Genomic DNA, 14,909 nt, shown 5'->3' with positions numbered 1-14,909 from the left:
TCAAAATGTCACGCTGTTAGCCGGGTTTAGATGTCAAGCTCGGGGAGATTCCTGATGATTTTCATCGTTTCAAGGCTCACTGTAATTACACGCCGGAACAGTTCGAGCGGGTAGGCTGGGTAATCCATGGTCTCTATGGCGTAGTCGTTCGCATCATTGACAATACCGCTGGTTGTGTCCGTTTTGACCAGCTGACTCTCCATCACCCATTCCAAAGCGGGCTTTCCATTTACAACGTAGTCGTAGGCATCTACGGGTACGCCAGCTATGGTGATTGTGCTGTTATATTTAACAATGGATTTGTCTTTGTCTTTGGCCTTCCCTCCGAACTTCCATTTATTATTCACCCTAAAGTCTTGAGTGGTTAGTTCCTCATAACTGCGACCTCCCGATATCTTAATTTCGACCGGGTGCATCTCAACGCTATCAAAATTGAGATGAAGCTGTCCTAGGGCTCGGCCAGCTTCACTGAAAGCGCGAAAATCAGGTGCGAGAGGAATGCGCGGGTGAACCTTTTGTAGATCGGCGGTGAAGCGGTTGCGGTATTCTGGAGCATGCAATACCCCGTAGGAATACCAGAAGATATCTTCCTTGGAGATGGATTTATCTTTGTAGTGATGGCGGAAGACGGATAGTGACCAGTCTGTGATGCCATCCCGACGAATATATGGGTCATCTTCTGCGGCATCGAACAAATCTGCAGCACTATCCCTGTCCTCATAAAAGTAGAGCGGATAGCACATGCCCGTGTCTGTCAGATGCATGTTGGGAACTTGGTTGGCCACGAGGCAGGAGAATCCCTTGCGGTCGGTCACTCCGGTACATGAAATTACAATATTTTCATGCTTTTTCGTGGGGAACATCCGCTTTGTGAGGTTAACCATTTCATTCAGACGGCGATCAAAGTACATGTATTGTCGGACAAATGGCCGGTGCGTACCAATTACAATGTTATCAGGGTCAAATTGAATATCCTTACCCCGTTTTGCATCATTCTTAAGAGCCCGAGTCCAACTGATGCGCTTCGGGTCGTTGGATACAACATCCTCCAGAGAGGGCTTGGCACCTTTACCTAATCCGTCACTGGCCTTGCGGTATTTCTCACACTCTTCATTGTAGGCTCGAATCAGATTTTTCACCGATTTCTCAAGTTTTGCAGCGGAATTGTTATAGACCCAAGGGTCTCGGTTGGTAACGACACCGTAGGAATTAGATGTGAATACAGACGTGCCATTAGAAGAGTCACGTTCAGCAAGTGGCAGGAAGCGTTGGAAAGCAGGATCTCTCTGGTTAATCCAATCACCTTCTGTGTTTGGGGTCATCTCCTCCCATGGTACAGATGAGATGCTTGCGTGATCTGCGATTAGCCTCAACTTGTCTTCTTTAGTTAGATAATCGCCAACAGCGTGATAATGGAGGCTCCCCTGGTTTGGCATTTCGGAATTCTTTATCAATATCGTAATGGCCACGGGGGTTCGGCACCCTTCACCAAAAATATTCCCTTTTTCTTTGCGTCGATCTTCACCGGTTTTCTTTGCGTCCCCTCGCAGATTAAATACGAGAACTTTGCTGAACTCTTTACAGAGTGACTTTCTAAGCCCATCCAGATTCTTCGAGTCTATGAAAGAACCGTTTGTAACATAGGCAACTACCCCTTTTCTTTCGATCCGGTCAGATGCCCAACGGATAGCGCGGACATAGGAATCGTAGTTGCTTTTGGCTAGTTTAGAGCTGGATGCTTCAGCATAAGTGTCGCGAATACGGGCATCCAAACCTGGATATGAGGTGTTCTTATTGTTTTCATTCTCGCTACTTTGTTGGCCAGAATATGGCGGATTCCCAATGATTACCTTCAGATCCAGTTCTTTCTGTCGCTTCCGACGCTCAGAATTGTCCGCAAGCAAGCTGGAAACCATATCTTCCTTCTCGTACATCTGGAAGGTGTCGGTCAGGCAAATGCCCTCGAATGGGGTGTATTCTGCCTTTGTATTATCGTGGTAGACGGCCTCGATGTTGATCGCGGCGATGTAATAGGCAAGCAACACGATCTCGTTCGCGTGGATCTCTTTCTGGTACTTCCGGGTCATCTCTTCTGGCTTGATTAGGCCTGACTGCAGGAGGCGTGTGATGAAAGTGCCGGTGCCGGTAAAGGGGTCAATAATGTGTACCCCCTCACTACTCAGGGTCTGTCCAAATTCACTCTGCAGGATATCGTTGACGGAGTGGATAATGAAATCCACCACCTCAACCGGCGTGTAAACAATACCGAGGCGCTGGGTCAGCCGTGGAAAGGCGTTGCGGAAGAACTTATCGTAGAGTTCGACCACCAGGCGCTGCTTGCCATGGCTGGTTTGGATTCCCTGGGAGCGCCGTTTCACGCTCTCATAGAACTTCTCAAGGGATTGAGACTCTTTGTCGATCCGGTGCTCATCGAGTACATCCAGTATCCGCTGGATGGCTTTGGAGACCGGGTTCTCTTTGGTGAACTGGTGGCCTTCAAACAGGGTCTCGAACACCGGCCGTGTGATGATGTGCTGGGCGAGCATTTCTACAGCATCATCCTCTCTGATGCTGTCGTTGAGATCGTCGCGTAGCTCAGTCAGGAAGGCATTGAACTCAGTACGGGCCTTGCCGCCTTCCTCCAGGGTCGCCTTGATTCTAGTGATGTGCTTGCGGGCAATGTCAGCAATATCGGTCGCCCAGTCTTCCCAGTAATCGCGGGTTCCACAGCGCTTTACTAGCTTCGCAAGGATGGCCTCGCTGATTTCAGCATTGAAGTCGATTCCGAGCTGGGTAGGAGGGGAGCCATTATCCTCAGGCTGGTTCTCAGGCTCCCCCTGAGTTCCAATCCCAGTGCTTGCTTTATCGGGATTTCCACTGCTCCGGGAGGGAAGGTTGTTCACTTCTGCTGTGACAGCGGACAGTTCTTCATTGTTGATGCCTACCACCTGAATTTTATCGGAGACATCCTCGCCTAGAGAGGCACGATTGATGGTCGCATCAAGACTTTCATCATGTGCTCGGAGAGCATTAAGGATCTGCCAGACAACCCGGTAACGCTCATTGTCGTTGAGCGCTTCTTCCGGGGTGACGCCGTGAGGCACACCAATCGGCAGAATGACATATCCCATTCGCTTACTCGGCCCAGCTTTACGCATAACCCGGCCAACCGACTGGATCACATCAATTTGTGACTTCCTTGGATGGAGAAACATGATGCTGTCGAGTGCCGGCACATCGACCCCTTCGGAAAGGCATCGTGCGTTGGTCAAAATGCGGCATTCATTGGGCTCTGGTTCGGCTTTGAGCCAGTCCAGCAGGCGGTTGCGGGTCTTGGCATTAAAGGTGCCGTCCACATGCTCCAGGGAGCATTGCAGCTCAGGTGCTCCATCCTCTTCACTATGGTAGTTCACATACTCTTCAACCACTTCAGCGAATTGGCTCTGGATGAGCTTCGAGGAACGAATGTCACGGCAGAACGCCAGGGCACGCCGCATGGGCTTGGCGTCATACTGGATGTCGTCCTTCAGGGTGGCCTTGGTCAGGGCCTTGTAACAGCCTACGATTCTGCTTGCGTCATCGAGCTGCAGCTCGTTGTCTCCCGATGACAGCGCCCGCTGGACACCGCGGCCCACCAGGCCTTCGTCCATGGCGAGAATGATTACCTTGTAGTCGGTAAGGAGGTCGTTCTCTACTGCCCAGGAGAAGCCCCGGTAAAACAACACCTCTCCAAATTTTAACTTGTCGTCCATTGAGCACAGCTCGTGCCCGCTCTCATCAGCCTTCCCTTTTGCATTGTCGCCAAATACTCGGGGTGTGGCGGTCATATAGAGGCGTTTCTTGGCCATGACGTGGCCGTTGTCGTGGATGCGGACAAAGTTGGATTCGTCCTCGCCGGACAAGGTGACACCGGTGGTGCGGTGGGCTTCATCGCAGATGACCAGATCGAATTCCGGCAGACTATGCTCCTGTTGTGCCTGGGAGATGGCCTGGATGGATTGGTAAGTGGAGAAAACCACTGTCATGGCGTCAGGGTCGGCTTGTCCGGCCTCCGCCGCGAGTTTGGCAGGGTCGGTGGTAGCAGGGAACGCCAGATCATGCTGCTGAAGGTCGGCTACGTCATCGCCTTTCTTGCGCTTGCCAACCTGTGCATCAGAGCATACCGCGAAGGAGCGGAGCGGTACGGTCGCATCATTTGACCATTCGGTGACGGTCTGTGACATGAGGGCTAACGACGGTACCATGAAAAGCACCCGCTTCCCGGGGCCTGCCAGGTCCTCAGCGATCTTGAGGCTTGTGAAGGTCTTCCCGGTTCCACACGCCATGATGAGTTTCCCGCGGTCGGCCTTTCCCAGCCCCGCTCGAACGTCCGCGAGGGCTTCTTCCTGGTGGGGCCGGAGCTGTTTCTTGGCTTGGTAAGCAATCTCTTGCTTCTCGGAGAACAGTGTCCAGTCAATCCGACTGCTTTCCAGGTCTCGTAGGCTGATCCGGTAGGTTTCAACGTACTGTTCTGCATCATCCAGGAGCGCCTGGACGTTCGTGCCCAGCTCCGTTTCAGTCGTATCGACGATGATCCGCCGGGTAAAGCTCTTGCGGTTGGAGGCGGTGAAGAAGCCATCCAGATCCTTGCGGTGGAGTTTATAATCGCGGTTATAGAACTTGCACTGGATTGCACAGAAGGTCTCCGGGGCTCCCCGAAGACGCGCCACCAGATCAATGCCTGTGTCCTTACGGCTCAGTCCATGCTCTTCGGCCCAGTCACCATAGGTCCACACCTGGTCATAATGCTGCCTCTGAATATCGTCATGCTCAAAATAGGCTTTAACGAAGAGCTCGAAATACTCTCCCATCTCACGATCAGTCTTGGCGTGGGTGCGATAGCGTTCCAGCAGCTCGTAAAGTGGCGATGACATTGATTCTCCAATCATTCTTTTCTTAGCAAGGGAAATTACTGGCTATGTTCGGTGTGACAAGGAGTTGGTTATAGATTATTGGGGGTCGCCTTGCCTGGAGCTTCGTTCCGCTGCGCAGTCTCGCATAACTCCGCCATTTTCTCGAAAAGAGCGGTTGGGACGGCATAGAACTGGATCTGATTGTTCGAGGAAACCGCAATGGCCTGGCCGTTAGCCTCAGCCAAAGCGGCACTGGGATTCGACTTGAACTTGCTGATGGCGGTGGTGTAGCCGCACAACACTCTCTGCAGCATGGGCTGCCTCCATACGCAAAAAAATGGGCTGGATATGGAGCTAAGTTTAGTGTCATTGATAGCCTAAGGCCATCTAATTGGGAATGGTTGTGGTTTATTGAGCGTGCTGTTTTTTTGTACAGTATTTGTATTGCCGTTTGTTGTGCCGTTGCAGATCATCCGTCCCCCGCCCAGGGCTTTGAGGAGGTTCGGCTGGATCTCAATGAGCTGTGTTACCCGTCCGACCGCCACGTTCTTCGTTCGTGCCGCCAGAACATCCATTGTGGATGCTGGGATTTGCCCAGGCGACATCCTGGTTGGAGCCAGCTCTCTCGAAGCAAAGCATAGGAATACGGTGATCGCGGCAGTGGACGGTGACTTCACAGTCAAAGAACTGTGTTTGCGACCTGCTCCTCGCCTAATGATGGAGATTCGATGATGATCATAACGCCGTTGGCTTTTTTCTTTCCCACGCTTTAATACGCACGTGAATCTTGCGAGGGCGGATCAAGGTTACTTTGTCATGCCAAGATATCCCCAACTGGTTCATAGGGCGAATGGTTGTGTAGGCAAATGTTGAGAATGACAGCTGAATTGATGACGGCTCCCTTATTTTGTCAAATTTCTCTCCTGATTCAGCGGATATCTTTTGACATGCGTCTATGCTGCTAATAGGGCGCCAGGAGTGGATAATAGGGGTGTCAAAAAGTGTGTCATTCGGGGTTGATGTCAGTGCGAGCACCGGGATCATGGTGGGGCGAGGCGGGTGGTGGCGACGATTCAGGGGGAGTGATCGGCGGACGTTGCGACTAATTCATCTACAAGGCCGCTGTAGGAGCGCATCTTGAGGCGCGAACCGAGCGCAGCGAGGCGACAAAATTCTCAGAGAATGTCAGGCCTACCTGGAGAAACCTGTTAGGTTCGGCGAGTCCTGATCGCCCTCTGGGCGATTCCTTGCTTCGCAAGGTTCGCACCTCAAGCGGTGTTATTCGCTACGCTCACCCTTCGGGCCGACCTACGGTCGTTACTCCGCTACGCTACGTTCCTACAGCGGCTTCGTAGGGAAGAACGGAAATGGCGTTAAGCCATTTCCGTTATCAGGTAGCCGGTTACTGCGAAATCCACTGCAGAAACTCCCGGCGTTCTTCCGGGGTGGCCTGCTTCCATTGGGCTTTGAGGGTGTCCAGGTAGCTGGCGGCGGGTGCCGGTTGTGCTGCTGCCGCTGCCGCAGCAGGCTCGGTCGGTGCCGGAGAGGCGCTTTGCTGGGGGGCGATGTTCTTGCTGGAGGCGGTGCTCACCTCTTCGCCGGTGATGGGAGCGAGGAAGCCGCGCTTGAGGATCAGGTTGGATTCCTTGGCCGCGACTTTTTCACCGGTGGCGGTGTTGATGGCCTGGCCGGTAAAGGAATCTTCCAGGGCGCGCGCCTCTTCCACGTTGGCCGGCTTGTCGTAATCCAGCTGCCATTTCTCGCCGGCCTTGCCATCGACGATGAAGTTGGCCGGGTTGGTTTTCACGATGTCGTGGTTGTCCGCATCCAGCTGCCACAGCTCCTTGTAGTAGGCGAGGATTTCGTAGCGGCCGGGGGCCAGCTTGAGTTCCTTGAAGTCGGTGGCGAAGAAGGTATTCACGCCATCCACTTCCTTGCCGTTGATGGTGAACACTTCTATTTCACTGGGCACCCGCACGGTCAGCACCTGGCTGTCGGACTTGGCGGGGCCATCATAGAGCTGGACCACCGGGCTACGGGCACAGGCGGACAGGAACAGGGCGCAGAGGACGAGCGGTATAAGGCGCAGGGACAGCATGGTATCTCCTTGATTGGCCCACCAGTCTGGCGGGCCAGGGTGACAATATTGTGACAGCTCAAAAGCCCCAGGTGTCGACCCGGGCAGGTGCCACGTTGCGATTCAGGGTGCTCAGGCCGCGGGCACAGCGCACGATCCACCAGATGGTGAGCACCGCCATCAGCAGCCAGCCGATAAAGGCCAGGGTGGTGATGCCGGCAATGACGCTGTAGAGCAGGCCTATCCAGAAGGTGCGGTACTGGAAGCGGAAGTGCTCACGCAGGGGCGGTGTTGCATCCCCGGCGTACAGGTGGGCAATGATAACTCCGGCAACGGCGGTCAGCCCACCGGTGATCAGCCCCACCAGGTGAAGTACATAAACCGCCCGGGCCATGCCCAGGGACGATGTTTGACTCATTGCGGATCTCCCTTGCTGCGATAGGTTTTCGCCGGGTTGGCAGGCTCGCTGTTGCTGGCATTACAGGTCTGCACGCAGGCGTCCTGTGTGTCGAAGGGCACGCTGCCCTTGCAGCCACCCCAGGTAAAGCTCTTGCAGCTGTCACTTTCCTGATCGTAGTAGTAACGCTGGAAAGCCGCCTTGCACATGCCGGTTTCCGGCGCCTGGTAACAGGCGTCCGGCAGGGTGTTGCCGGCCTCAGTACCGTTCTGACAGCCGGCCAGCAGGGTGATGAAGATCAGGGGAAAGAGCAGCCGCATGGTGTCGTCCTTGTGTTGATCAGCAACGGCCCAAACCGGCAAGGCCTTTCAATAAAGTGTCACTTTACTCTGTCGCGGGTGTGTTAGTCAGCCCGGCAGTGTTTCTGGTCTTTGGGCAGGGTGTCGCCGCGCAGGCGAATCACGGTCTTCTGCAGCAGCAGGTTGTTGGGCAGGGTGTAGCGGTGGCCCAACTCGTCCTGAACGGTGATGAAGATCAGCCCCATGTAACGGATCTGCCCGGTGACCGTGTTGTCGCCATCGAGCAGGCGGATGCGATCGCCCACCCGGTAGGGGGCGCTGAAGAACAGGATAATGGCGGCGGTGGTGTTGCTGAGCATGGACCAGCTGGCAAACAGGGCCACACCCAGCAGGGCCATCATCGATGTGGCGAACACCATCAGGCCGCTGCCGTTCAGGCCCCAGAGGATGCCGATGGACAGCAGAGCCAGTACCACACAGGCGCTGTTGATCACGACTGCCGTCTGGAAGATACGTGCCCGGCTGAAATCACGACGTCGGCCCAGGCGCCGGGTGGCGCCCCGCAGTAATACGGACAACAGCCAGGCCACCAGGATAACGGCAATTGTCAGGCCCCATTTCATTGCGCTGGATTCCATCTCTGCCTCAACCGTGTTTGCCGGAAACGAAGGGATTGTTGGCCCGCTCGTGACCGATAGTGGACATGGGGCCGTGGCCGGGGATGAAGGATACATCGTCATCCAGGGTCAGCAACTTGTCCTTGATGGCCTGGACCAGGGTGTCGAAATCTCCCTTGGGGAAATCCGTGCGGCCGATGGAACCGTTGAACAGCACATCGCCGACCACCACCAGTTTGCTTTCCGGCTGGTAGAACACCACGTGCCCGGGGGTGTGGCCCGGGCAGTGACGCACCTGGAGACGGGTTTCGCCCACGGTGACGGTGTCGCCTTCCTCGAGCCAGCGGTTCGGGGTGAACGGGCGCGAGGCGGGAAAGCCCATCATCTGCGCCTGCTGGGGCAGCATGTCGATCCAGAACTGGTCATCGGTGTGTGGCCCTTCGATGGGCAGATCCAGTTTTTCTGCGAGCTCGGCCACGGCGCCGATGTGGTCCAGGTGGGCGTGGGTGACGAGAATCTTTTCCGGCGTGCCGCCGACCTGCTGCAGGGCTTCCAGAATCTTGTCCAGATCGCCGCCGGGATCGACGATGGCCACCTTGTCGGTGGTGTCGCATTTCAGGAAGGAGCAGTTTTGCTGGAAGGGCGTGACCGGCAGGATGGCGTACTTCATGGCTGTCTATCGGGTAAAAAATGTGCCCGCAGTATAGCCGCAAACCGGGACCGGATTCATGCCTGAAGAGTAAAGCTACGAGCTACGCTCGTTGGATAGGGAACGGGTGGAAAGTTCCCAGGACCTCGGCATTTCTACAAAGCCGCTGTAGGAGCGGAGCTTGAGCCGCGAACCGGGCTTGCGTGGATATCGACCGCAGGGCGATCAGGCATTCCAGAGCTCGACAGGTTTCAGTAAGAACGGCTGACGCTCCCCTTGTTGCCTCGCTACGCTCGGTTCGCACCTCAAGAGGTGCTCCTACATTCAATCGCGCCGCCAGCGACGCTCCTGCAGCGGCGTTGTAGCTAGCAGCTCGTCGCTGGAGGCGAAGCCGTGCTGCTTTACCGCTTTTCCAGCACCACCGGCAAACCATCCTTGGGCATGATCAGCGGCACTTGCTGTACCGGCATTTCATAACCCGGTTTCAGGCTAACCTTGTAACGTTGCAGGAAGTGGAACAGGAAGGTCTTGGTCTGCAGCTCGGCAAAGTTCAGGCCCAGGCACTTGTGATGACCACCGCCGAAGGGAATCCACTGGTAGAAATGCTTCTTGTGTTCGGCGCGTTCGTCGCTGAAACGTTCCGGGTCGAAGGTGTGCGGGTTGCTCCAATACTCTTCCATGTAATGGGTGAACAGGGGAGAGAGGTTGACCAGGGTGTTGCGCGGCAGGGTGTAGCCCTGGAAGGTCACTTCCTTGACGGTGCGGCGCGGGAAGGCGGTCAGCGGCGGGCGCATGCGCAGGGTTTCACGGAATACCCAGCTGGTTTTTTCCAGCTTGGCCAGGTCGTCGTAGTCGAGGCTGTCCTTGTCCAGGCTGGCCATTTCTTCGGCCAGCTGGTCCTGCCAGTGGGGATGCTGTGCCAGCAGATAGATGATGGAGCACAGTGTGCTGGTGGTGGTGTCGTGGGCGGCGAACAGCAGGAAGATCATGTGGTTCATCACATCCTGATCGCTCAGGCCGCCTTCCTCTTCGGCGGCCTTGCACAGCTCGCTGAAGAAATCCGGGGTCTCGCTGGCCCGTTTCTGCGGGATCAGATCGGTGACGAATTTTTCCAGGTAGCGGCGTCCTGTCATGCCCCGGTGCCAGAGGGTGCCGGGAATCGGCAGGCGCAATACCGCCAGGGAGGCATCCGCGGAGTCGATAAAGGATTTATTTACCTTGTCGGATTCCGGGCCCATGTCCAGGCCGAAGAAAATCTGCGCGCCCACATCCAGCAACAGCGCCTTGATATGGTCGAAGAAGCTTAGCGTTTCACCGGTCTGCCAGGGGTGGATCTGGCTGCTGATATGGGCGTTCATGCGGTCCAGGTAGCTGGCCAGTGCCGGCTTCTTGAATGCCTGCTGCATGATGCGGCGATGGAACTTATGGTCGGCGAAATCGCGCAACATGAGCCCGTCGGTGAACAGCTTCTCCAGGAACGGGTTCCAGGCGGCACGGCTGGAAAACACGTGTTCCGGGTCCTTGAGGACAAACTCGTTGGCCTCCGGCCCCAGCAGGGTTACGCCGCGTTGAAACAGCACCGATCCCTTGGAGACCAGACCGTATTTTTCGGCCCGCCGGGTGACCAGCTTGTGGTAGTCCTTGAGGAACGGGATGGTGTCGCCCAGTAACGGCGTACCATAATCCCCCGGTATATTGTCCAGCTTGCGTTGTGGCAGGCGCGGCAGGCGGGCGGCATCCTGCTGGGCGGTTTCCATGCTGCTGCTCATTGTCAGCTCTCCCGATAAACACGTTGTATAGCGTCAATGTACTGTGAGCATACTGTGGCGAACAGGGGGCTGTTGGCAGCGGTCAATCCGGGATGTGCTGTCCAGCCACTGTGGCATGGCTCGTGCTAGCATTGGCGCCATCAGCAAGGAGAATCCCTATGTCCAAGCCCGCGGCAGCCTTTGAGCCCCTGGCCCTGGCGGTGTTGACCGTCAGCGATACCCGTACCCCCGATAATGACACCTCCGGGGATCTTCTGGTCCAGCGTCTGCAGGAGGCCGGCCATCAGCTGCAGGCCCGCCAGATCGTCAAGGATGACATCTACCAGCTGCGTAAGGTGGTGTCCGAGTGGATCGCCGACGAGCGCATCCAGGGCATTCTCACCACCGGCGGCACCGGTTTTTCCGGGCGTGACTCCACCCCGGAAGCCCTGGGTGTGTTGTTCGACAAGCACATTGAAGGCTTTGGCGAACTGTTCCGCCAGGTCAGCGTGGAAGACATCGGCTCGTCCACCATCCAGTCCCGTTGCCTGGCCGGTCTGGCCAATCGCACGGTGATCTTCTGCCTGCCCGGTTCCAACAATGCCTGCGCCACCGGCTGGGATCGCATCATCCGCGACCAGCTGGATGCCCGTCATCGGCCCTGTAACTTTGTCGCCCAGATTCGGCGTTGAGGACGATGACAACAACGATGCAGCATGGAGGGATGTGCGGATGAGTTTGATGCCGGTAGAGGATGCCCTGGCCCGATTGCTGGACAGCGCAGCGCCGTTTGCCCGGGTCCAGGAGATTGCCCTCAATCAGGCCCGTGGCCAGTACCTGGCCCAAGACGTGGTCTCCCGCGTGGATGTGCCGGCCTTTGATAATGCCGCCGTGGATGGCGTGGCCCTGCGCTATGCGGACCTGGACGAGCCCGGTCTGACTCTGCCCATGCCGCTGCGTGTTGCCGCCGGTGACCCGCCGGGCACCCTGATGCCGGGGCAGGTGGCGCGCATCTTCACCGGCGCGCCAGTGCCTGCCGGGGCAGATACCGTATTGATGCAGGAAGACTGCGAAATCGCCGACGGCCGGGTGCGGCTGCCGGCACAGGCTTCGGTCAGCGACGGGCAGAATATTCGTCCGGCGGGGCAGGATGCCCGGCTGGATGAAGTGGTGATGCGTGCCGGTCAGCGCCTGACTCCCCAGGCGGCGGGGCTGATCGCCTCGGTGGGGGTGTCACGGGTGCGGGTGTATGCCCCCAGGGTGCTGGTGCTTACCAGCGGGGATGAACTGCAGGCGCCGGATGAAACGCCGTTGCCCGGCAAGATTTACGACAGCAATGGCCCGCAACTGGAGCAGCTGCTGATTCAGAGTGGCTTTGCCGAAGTGCGACGGGAGCATCTGCCGGATGACCCGGCCATTATCCACGCCTCCCTGACCCGTGCTCTCACCGACCCTCAGCAGCGCCCGGATGTGATTATCTCCACCGGCGGTGTGTCCGTGGGCGAGGAGGATCATCTACGGGCGGTGCTGGAGCAGCAAGGCAAGCTGGATTTCTGGCGCCTGGCGATCAAGCCGGGCAAGCCGTTCACCTACGGCAGTGTGGATGGCATCCCGTTTTTCGGTCTGCCCGGCAATCCGTCTGCGGTGCTGGTCTGTTACCTGATGCTGGTGTTGCCCACCTTGCGTCGTTGCTGTGGTGCTGAAAAAGTTTTGCCGGAACCCTTCCTTCTGCCGGCGGACTTTTCTGTCAAAAAGGCCGGCAAGCGACAGGAATATTTACGTGTTCGTTGCGTACAGAAGGACGGCAATCTGGTGCTGGAGAAACACCCCAATCAGAGTTCCGGCATGTTGAGTTCTGCGGTGTGGGCGGATGGGCTGGCGGTGGTGCCGGTGGGTGAAGTAGTCAAAGATGGATATTCTCTGGATTATTTTCCGTTTTCAGCCCTTATCGATGGCTAGGCGAAAAAGGGGGCAGCATTGTGCTGCCCCTCCTGTTCTTAATCGAAAAACACGGTCCCGTTATACAAAGAGCCGGTAGCTCCATCGATTGACAGGTTTCCTTCAATGGTTGTTATGAGGCCTCCGAAATCGATCGCTCCACCTGCGCTGCTGGCTTGCCCGCTTGCGTTAATCGAAATAGTGCCGCCCTGGCAGGTATAGCTGCCGGACAATGGCTGCGGGAAGTTGATTTGATGTGTGCCATAAAAGTTCACATCTGCTGTCATAGGTTCTGCAGGGAAAACGTGAACCTGACCCTCAGAGAAAGTGATTTGATTAATATTATTGGCGTTTTCGTCCGTTGTAAGTAGCAGGCCGGAGAAAATAATATTCATCGCCGCGTTGAGCGAGTAGCTTTGGTTTAGGGGCGAGGCATTGATGTTGGTGTAAGTGCCCTCTTCAAATGCTTCGCATGGCGTGGGCTGGTAACCGTTAAGGGTAAAAGTATTAAATTTTACCAGGACCTCATCTTTGTTCGCTTTTTCTCTGGAAATAACGCGTAACCGGTAGTTGCCCTCTTCAAGATTCAACGCTGAAGTATCAAGCTGATAACTGGTGTCAAAGGACCAGCGAGAGTTTTCGATACGAATGATGTCGTTTTCTGAGAGTCTTTCCAGGACATAGCGGTATTGTGCTTCTGAACCATCACTGCCTACTGAGAAGGCGATGGTTTCTCCGGTGTAAAATGTCTCGGAATCTGGCGAGAAGGTAACATTCAGCGTGTTCAGGTCTGCGGTTACGGGGGAAGAAATAGAGATTGCCAAGATGGCAATTGGGGCTGTCCAGAATTTTTTCATGATGCGTCCTTAAGATATTGTTGTTTGTATGAAATTCTTCCTATGAATTTCAGGAATAAGGTTGGCAGTAGATCTCTCGTGGGTCAATGCGCTTTTTTTTATAATGGTGAAATAGGTGTTCTGAGCAGTGTCGGGAGTATTTAGCTGAGTTTTCTGGACGGCAAGCATTGTGGTTCACGCTAAGGTGGATGCTTAATTTATTCGCCGGCGGAACACTTCGGCCCTTCTCCCACCTGTATACTGGCCGGCAAATTGACGGAGCGAACAAATGACCCTGGAATCCGCGCTGCTGGCGCGAGCTGACTCGACCTGTGAACTGTGCGGCGCCGGTGAGGCGCTGGCGGTGTATGCGGTGCCGCCGGAAGGGGATGGCACGGCGGCGCAGAGCGCCTTGTTGTGCGAAACCTGCAGTTTTCAGATCGACAATCCCGGCAACGAGGATATCAACCACTGGCGTTGTCTTAACGACAGCATGTGGAGCCAGGAGCCGGCGGTGCAGGTATTGGCCTGGCGTATGCTGACACGGTTGCGGGCGGAAGGCTGGCCCCAGGATCTGCTGGATATGCTCTATCTGGATGACGAGACGCTGGCCTGGGCTAAGGCCACCGGGGAAGGGCAAAGCGACGACGAAAAAGTCGAGCATCGCGACAGTAACGGTGCTGTGCTGGAAGCGGGTGATAGCGTCACCCTGATCAAGGATCTCAATGTGAAGGGCGCCAACTTCACCGCCAAGCGTGGCACACCGGTGCGTAATATCTCGCTGGTGCAGGATAACCCGGAACAGATAGAAGGTCGGGTGGAAGGTCAGCGGATTGTCATCCTCACCCAGTTTGTGAAAAAGAATTGATGCCACATTCCCTGATTCTCGGCGGTATCCGTTCCGGCAAGAGTTCGCTGGCGGAACGGTTGGTGTCGGAGCAACCCGATCCGGTGGTGTACGTGGCTACGGCCACCGCCGGGGATGGTGAAATGAGTGAGCGTATTCGTCGTCATCAGCGACGCCGTCCTGCCAGCTGGGGGCTGGTGGAAGAACCGGTGGAGCTGGGCAGTCTCTTGAATCGCCAGGCCACCCTGTCACCGCCGCCATGCGTGCTGATTGATTGCATGAGTCTGTGGGTGAGTAATCTGCTGCATGCAGGTGATGTCGTTTTTGTGCGTGAAAAGGAAAATTTCCTGACGGCGTTGGCGGGCTATCCGGGTTCGGTGGTGATCGTCAGTAATGAGGTGGGGCTGGGGACGATCGGCATGGACCCGCTGACCCGCCGCTTTGCCGATGAGCTGGGCTGGTTGAATCAGGCCCTGGCGAAAAAGTGTGATCGGGTGGTGTTGTCGGTGGCGGGGCTCGCGCAGACGTTGAAGGGGGAGGCTCTTTTGTAGGAGCGCCGCTTGAGGCGCGAATCTCACCCGGTCAGGAATCGCCCTTGGGCGATGATGG

At 56.2% G+C, this 14,909-nt stretch carries 14 protein-coding genes; 5 read left to right on the top strand and 9 right to left on the bottom strand.

The genetic code is table 11. The annotated features are described in order from the left end of the window. Positions 1 to 26: 26 nt before the first annotated feature. Positions 27 to 4,913 (bottom strand): DEAD/DEAH box helicase, encoded by a 4,887-nt coding sequence (locus T9A_RS04310; protein WP_035245349.1) that lies wholly within the window; start codon positions 4,911 to 4,913, stop codon positions 27 to 29. Positions 4,914 to 4,981: 68 nt separating this feature from the next. Then, positions 4,982 to 5,206: a hypothetical protein gene (locus T9A_RS04305; RefSeq protein ID WP_198030608.1), complete on the bottom strand. Its 225-nt coding sequence runs from the start codon at positions 5,204 to 5,206 to the stop codon at positions 4,982 to 4,984. Between the two features lie 202 nt (positions 5,207 to 5,408). Here T9A_RS04305 and T9A_RS17265 point away from each other — a divergent pair, with 202 nt between their 5' ends. After that, a complete protein-coding gene (locus T9A_RS17265) occupies positions 5,409 to 5,624 on the top strand; it encodes a S24 family peptidase (RefSeq protein ID WP_408605292.1) in 216 nt (71 codons plus the stop codon). Between the two features lie 670 nt (positions 5,625 to 6,294). On the opposite strand, the gene T9A_RS04300 is transcribed toward T9A_RS17265, so the two are convergent. The 6 genes from T9A_RS04300 to T9A_RS04275 form a co-directional block, all read right to left on the bottom strand. Next, positions 6,295 to 6,990, bottom strand: a complete 696-nt coding sequence (locus tag T9A_RS04300) for a DUF2057 domain-containing protein (RefSeq protein ID WP_035245348.1) — start codon at positions 6,988 to 6,990, stop codon at positions 6,295 to 6,297. 58 nt (positions 6,991 to 7,048) lie between these two features. Beyond that, positions 7,049 to 7,387, bottom strand: a complete 339-nt coding sequence (locus T9A_RS04295) for a DUF4870 family protein (RefSeq protein WP_035245347.1) — start codon at positions 7,385 to 7,387, stop codon at positions 7,049 to 7,051. Next, positions 7,384 to 7,686, bottom strand: a complete 303-nt coding sequence (locus T9A_RS04290) for a BPTI/Kunitz domain-containing protein (protein WP_035245346.1) — start codon at positions 7,684 to 7,686, stop codon at positions 7,384 to 7,386. The genes T9A_RS04295 and T9A_RS04290 overlap by 4 nt, the downstream gene beginning before the upstream one ends. An 83-nt stretch (positions 7,687 to 7,769) precedes the next feature. Next, the gene (locus T9A_RS04285; RefSeq protein WP_035245345.1) at positions 7,770 to 8,303 is read right to left on the bottom strand and encodes a mechanosensitive ion channel domain-containing protein; all 534 of its coding nucleotides are present in this window, start codon (positions 8,301 to 8,303) and stop codon (positions 7,770 to 7,772) included. A 7-nt stretch (positions 8,304 to 8,310) separates the two neighbouring features. Next, positions 8,311 to 8,952 carry an MBL fold metallo-hydrolase gene (locus tag T9A_RS04280; protein WP_035245344.1) on the bottom strand — a complete coding sequence of 214 codons (642 nt, stop codon included), beginning with the start codon at positions 8,950 to 8,952 and terminating at the stop codon, positions 8,311 to 8,313. A gap of 380 nt (positions 8,953 to 9,332) precedes the next feature. Continuing rightward, positions 9,333 to 10,700: a cytochrome P450 gene (locus tag T9A_RS04275; RefSeq protein ID WP_232222002.1), complete on the bottom strand. Its 1,368-nt coding sequence runs from the start codon at positions 10,698 to 10,700 to the stop codon at positions 9,333 to 9,335. 158 nt (positions 10,701 to 10,858) lie between these two features. Here T9A_RS04275 and moaB point away from each other — a divergent pair, with 158 nt between their 5' ends. Continuing rightward, on the top strand, positions 10,859 to 11,371 hold the full coding sequence (moaB, locus tag T9A_RS04270; RefSeq protein WP_035245342.1) for a molybdenum cofactor biosynthesis protein B: 513 nt from the start codon (positions 10,859 to 10,861) through the stop codon (positions 11,369 to 11,371). 40 nt (positions 11,372 to 11,411) lie between these two features. Further along, entirely contained in the window at positions 11,412 to 12,638 is a 1,227-nt protein-coding gene (locus T9A_RS04265; RefSeq protein ID WP_035245339.1) for a molybdopterin molybdotransferase MoeA, read from the top strand. Positions 12,639 to 12,676: 38 nt separating this feature from the next. Here the strand turns inward: T9A_RS04265 and T9A_RS04260 are convergent, their stop codons facing one another. After that, positions 12,677 to 13,474: a hypothetical protein gene (locus T9A_RS04260; RefSeq protein ID WP_035245338.1), complete on the bottom strand. Its 798-nt coding sequence runs from the start codon at positions 13,472 to 13,474 to the stop codon at positions 12,677 to 12,679. Between the two features lie 268 nt (positions 13,475 to 13,742). On the opposite strand from T9A_RS04260, the gene T9A_RS04255 reads away from it, so the two are divergent. Both T9A_RS04255 and cobU read left to right on the top strand, forming a co-directional pair. Continuing rightward, positions 13,743 to 14,321, top strand: a complete 579-nt coding sequence (locus T9A_RS04255; protein ID WP_035245335.1) for a PhnA domain-containing protein — start codon at positions 13,743 to 13,745, stop codon at positions 14,319 to 14,321. Then, positions 14,321 to 14,851 carry a bifunctional adenosylcobinamide kinase/adenosylcobinamide-phosphate guanylyltransferase gene (gene cobU / locus T9A_RS04250; RefSeq protein ID WP_035245333.1) on the top strand — a complete coding sequence of 177 codons (531 nt, stop codon included), beginning with the start codon at positions 14,321 to 14,323 and terminating at the stop codon, positions 14,849 to 14,851. Before T9A_RS04255 ends, cobU begins: the two co-directional genes overlap by 1 nt. Positions 14,852 to 14,909: the final 58 nt, after the last annotated feature.

It is taken from the genome of Alcanivorax jadensis T9 (assembly GCF_000756655.1).
GTDB classification, from domain to species: Bacteria; Pseudomonadota; Gammaproteobacteria; order Pseudomonadales; family Alcanivoracaceae; genus Alcanivorax; species Alcanivorax jadensis.
This window is presented reverse-complemented; position numbering and strand designations above follow the sequence as displayed.

Coding starts and splice junctions, on each gene's coding strand:
- T9A_RS04310 (WP_035245349.1), bottom strand. CDS start 4,913: ATGTCATCGCCACTTTACGAGCTGCTGGAACGCTATCGCACCCACGCC.
- T9A_RS04305 (WP_198030608.1), bottom strand. CDS start 5,206: ATGCTGCAGAGAGTGTTGTGCGGCTACACCACCGCCATCAGCAAGTTC.
- T9A_RS17265 (WP_408605292.1), top strand. CDS start 5,409: ATGAGCTGTGTTACCCGTCCGACCGCCACGTTCTTCGTTCGTGCCGCC.
- T9A_RS04300 (WP_035245348.1), bottom strand. CDS start 6,990: ATGCTGTCCCTGCGCCTTATACCGCTCGTCCTCTGCGCCCTGTTCCTG.
- T9A_RS04295 (WP_035245347.1), bottom strand. CDS start 7,387: ATGAGTCAAACATCGTCCCTGGGCATGGCCCGGGCGGTTTATGTACTT.
- T9A_RS04290 (WP_035245346.1), bottom strand. CDS start 7,686: ATGCGGCTGCTCTTTCCCCTGATCTTCATCACCCTGCTGGCCGGCTGT.
- T9A_RS04285 (WP_035245345.1), bottom strand. CDS start 8,303: ATGGAATCCAGCGCAATGAAATGGGGCCTGACAATTGCCGTTATCCTG.
- T9A_RS04280 (WP_035245344.1), bottom strand. CDS start 8,952: ATGAAGTACGCCATCCTGCCGGTCACGCCCTTCCAGCAAAACTGCTCC.
- T9A_RS04275 (WP_232222002.1), bottom strand. CDS start 10,700: ATGAGCAGCAGCATGGAAACCGCCCAGCAGGATGCCGCCCGCCTGCCG.
- moaB (WP_035245342.1), top strand. CDS start 10,859: ATGTCCAAGCCCGCGGCAGCCTTTGAGCCCCTGGCCCTGGCGGTGTTG.
- T9A_RS04265 (WP_035245339.1), top strand. CDS start 11,412: ATGAGTTTGATGCCGGTAGAGGATGCCCTGGCCCGATTGCTGGACAGC.
- T9A_RS04260 (WP_035245338.1), bottom strand. CDS start 13,474: ATGAAAAAATTCTGGACAGCCCCAATTGCCATCTTGGCAATCTCTATT.
- T9A_RS04255 (WP_035245335.1), top strand. CDS start 13,743: ATGACCCTGGAATCCGCGCTGCTGGCGCGAGCTGACTCGACCTGTGAA.
- cobU (WP_035245333.1), top strand. CDS start 14,321: ATGCCACATTCCCTGATTCTCGGCGGTATCCGTTCCGGCAAGAGTTCG.